This window comes from Inquilinus limosus MP06 (assembly GCF_000767795.1).
GTDB classification, from domain to species: domain Bacteria; phylum Pseudomonadota; class Alphaproteobacteria; order DSM-16000; family Inquilinaceae; genus Inquilinus; species Inquilinus limosus_E.
The window spans coordinates 1-1,906 of sequence record NZ_JANX01000842.1; the positions used below are offsets into that span (position 1 = coordinate 1).

Sequence of the window (1,906 nt, forward strand, 5' to 3'; positions counted from 1 at the left end):
GGCGGTGACCGGCGCCGGCTGGCGGTTCAGCCGGATGCGGCGGTCGCCTTCCGAATACTCGATCTCGGTCAGGCCGGTCTCGTCGAGGAGCTTGGCCAGGCCGCGGACGAATTCGGGATCGAGATTGAAGGTGGTCATCTGGTCTTCACCGGTCGGTTTCAAGGAGCCGCGCCATCGCCTGCAGGGCCAGAAGATAGCCATGCACGCCGAGCCCGCACACCACCCCCGTCGCCGCCAGCGAGACATAGGAATGGTGCCGGAATGCGTCGCGGCGGAAGATGTTGGAGAGATGGACTTCGATCACCGGAAGTTCCGCGGCGTTCAGCGCGTCGAGGATGGCGACCGAGGTGTGGCTGTAGGCGCCGGCATTGACGACGATGCCGTCATGGGCGGTGCGGGCCTCCTGGATCCAGGTGACCAGCTCCCCCTCATGGTTCGACTGCCGGAAATCGATCTCGAGCTCCAGCTGCTCGGCCTCGTCGGCGCAGGCCTGCTCGATGTCGGCCAGCGTGTCCCGGCCATAGATCTCGGGCTGGCGCACGCCCAGCATGTTGAGATTGGGGCCGTTGAGGATAAGGACCGTCGGCCGGTCCGACTGGATCGCCGTCACGCGTCGCTGCTCCCGGAATCAATAGGCCGGGCGTATCATAGGCAATGCGGCTTTCACAAGCACCGTCGCAGAAACCTGTCATCCTTCACAGGACGACAGGGGCATCCGGCAGCTCGTCGGGATTGGTGTCTCCGGGCGCCGCCGGCCAGGCCCGCAGCAGCTCGGCGTCGATCGCGGCCAGCGCCTCCAGCACGCCTTCCTCGTAGCGCCCGGCCCGGAAGCGGTCCTGCAGCGCGGCGCAGATCCGCGGCCAGACCGCGGCGTCGACCCGGGCGGTGACGCCGCGGTCGGCGACGATCTCGATCCTGTGGTCGGACAGCAGCAGATACAGCAGCACGCCGGTTGCCTGCGCCGTGTCCCACACCCGCAGCCGGCCGAACACCTCCAGCGCCCGGGTGCGGCTGTCGCGGATGTGGCGCGGGGCCGAGGCCTCGACCGCGATCACGATCTCGCCCAGGTGGCGGCGCTCGGCGCCGCGGATGGCCTCGTGCAGCCGGGCCATCACCGCCGGGCCGAAATGCCGGCGCAGCAGCCGGTGGCCGTGCCATTCGGCGACGGGGCGGAAACGCCTGAGCATGCTACCAGCTTCCGGACGCACCGCCGCCTCCGCTCGATCCACCGCCGCCGCTGAAGCCGCCCCCGCCGGAGCTGCCGCCCGACCCGCCGCCGAAGCCTCCACCGAAGCCTCCGCCGAACCCACCGGATCCGCGGCGATTGCTGAAGGTGCCGCCGCCCGGCCCGCCGAGAACGCCGCCGATGCCGCCGAGAATCACCGCGCCGATGGCGCAGAAGGCACCGAAGAAGACCATGCCGGTCAGGCCCCAGCCGATGCCGCCCGCGACCAGCGCGCCCCCGCCGGCCGGCAGCGGCATCGGCAGCCCGGCGCCCCGCAGGATGGCGCGGACGGCGGCGCCGAACAGGATTGCCGGGATGATATAGGCGAACAGGTCCTGCGGCGCCTCGCGCCGGCTCTCCGGTGGAGGCGGCGGCAGCGCCTCGCCGTCGATCAGCCGGATCAGGCTGTCGACCGCGGCGCCCAGCCCGCCGGCGAAATCGCCCTGGCGGAAGGCCGGGGTGATCTGCTCGCGGATGATGCGGCCGGCGGTGATGTCCGGGATCGCCCCCTCCAGCCCGTAGCCTGGCTCGATCCGCACGGTGTGGTCGTCCTTGGCGACCAGCAGCAGCACGCCGTCGTCGACGCCCTTGCGGCCCAGCTTCCACTGGTCGAACACCCGCCTGGCATACTGCTCGACAGCGTCGGCGCCGGTGGTCGGCACCAGCAGGACGGCGATCTGC

General features: G+C 71.0%; 3 protein-coding genes. All 3 read right to left on the bottom strand.

Annotated elements, in window-relative coordinates:
* Positions 1-145 precede the first annotated feature (145 nt).
* Complete coding sequence (aroQ, locus tag P409_RS33045; RefSeq protein ID WP_274519200.1) at positions 146-610, bottom strand: type II 3-dehydroquinate dehydratase; 465 nt, start codon at positions 608-610, stop codon at positions 146-148.
* A gap of 85 nt (positions 611-695) precedes the next feature.
* Positions 696-1,187 carry a TPM domain-containing protein gene (locus P409_RS33050; protein ID WP_034848680.1) on the bottom strand — a complete coding sequence of 164 codons (492 nt, stop codon included), beginning with the start codon at positions 1,185-1,187 and terminating at the stop codon, positions 696-698.
* 1 nt (position 1,188) lies between these two features.
* Positions 1,189-1,906: TPM domain-containing protein (locus P409_RS33055; RefSeq protein ID WP_034848681.1), on the bottom strand; the 718-nt coding region annotated here is incomplete at its 5' end.